The sequence below is a fragment of the Kluyvera sp. 1366 genome, assembly GCF_054823405.1.
The window spans coordinates 1-1,500 of record NZ_JBTRDW010000030.1 but is presented as its reverse complement, the minus strand read 5'-3'; the positions used below and the strand labels follow the sequence as shown (position 1 = coordinate 1,500).

The following is a 1,500-nucleotide window of genomic DNA, read 5'->3' as shown; positions in this document are numbered from 1 at the left end:
GCGCACCCTCTTCAAACCCGCCAGGCACTTTTTCACTGACGGTGCATGACGAAAGTAACAGCGTAGGATTTGATTTACGTGGCCCGCTGGTCATCACGAGTAGTCCTGCAGAATCACCGGAGTCAACTGCAGGCCCGGTACTTATGCTGCTGCCGGGGCGGGGAATGATGGCCTACGCCAGCGGTGAAGAATATGCCGCATCAATGAATGAAGTGAGCGAAAACCAGCAGCTGATGTCACACTTTCTCGAATACTTCCCCGCGGGAGCCCCGGGCGCTGAACTGCCGGCGGGTGAGCCTGCGCCGGTGAATTTTTTCAGCCATACCGCAATTAAAACCCCTGCTTTTGAGCACAGCTTCCGTGGTTTGTTATCACTGCAGGATGATGATATCAGGTCCAGTCAGTCCGCTGCTGAGGCCGGAGAGGCCGCAGCTGACTTTACCGGCTGGTTTTCTTCAGAAAGTATTCTGGAAACAAGAGACCGGAACCTTATCGGTAAGCTTATCGCAGATGCGGAACCCGACTGGTTAAAAAATGCCGATCCGACGGTCAGGGCGGAATATGACGAGCTGCGCAGCAAGGTAAACGAAAGCACAGAAAAGCTGAAAACGGCGCTTAAGGTGCTGCCATCACTTGAGCACTACGCCCGCACACGCATCAGTGATGCGCTCGGCGTGCGGTGGCCCGGACGGGATATCGACCCGGACAAAACGTGGGTGACGATGACGACGGTAACCCGCACTTACATTGGCGGCCAGGGTATCGGGCAAAGCGTGAGTGAGTCAAAGACGCAGAAAATGACGCTTACCCAGGCCATGCTGCTTAACCAGGAGCCCTGGCAGGTTACTCCGGGCACGTGGCGGGAAACGCGGATGAGCGCTCCGCTGATCAACAGTAGCGGGAAACCCGTCCAGGATGATACGGGCGCGGCCCTCACTCTGGGCAAAGCGCAGATTGACGCCTTGGCTCAGGAGCTTGATGTCGCCGGCGGCTATTCATCATTAATGAAAGCGGAAATCGCGGACCCCAGCTCAGCGGTGCGTAAAGAGTGGAAAAACGCCAACGCCGATGTGATGCGCCTGCATCTTTTTGAAACGGAGAACAATCCAGAGGCGATGGCCACTTTCGTGTGGCAATCCAGCGAGGAGCCATATGGCAGGCGGCGCGGATTACAGTATATAGATGCGGTGCTGAATTACCCGGATCCGGAAAGCCGCCCTGAGGTGGACGGCAAGCCGGTGTATCTCGACCAGCTGGTGCTGGGCGCCAGCACTGATGCAGGTCGTGGAGGACAGAATATCCGTGGCGTAATGCTTGCAGGCACGCGCGATGGCGCAGCGGGCATTTTATACACGCCTGATGCTCCTGACGGGATCAGCTGGCGCGAACTGGTCGATCCTGAAAACGGCATCGGCGAGCTGCTTCAGCAGGAAAAGTGGCAAACGTATTTCAGCGACAGAATGACCACAAATGATGAGCAGGAAAAACAGCGGATCCTGA

General features: G+C 56.5%; 1 protein-coding gene. It reads left to right on the top strand.

The genetic code is table 11. The annotated features are described in order from the left end of the window. Window positions 1–164: 164 nt before the first annotated feature. A partial coding sequence (locus ACVLVH_RS24145; protein WP_498950470.1) for a dermonecrotic toxin domain-containing protein occupies window positions 165–1,500 on the top strand: 1,336 nt, incomplete at its 3' end.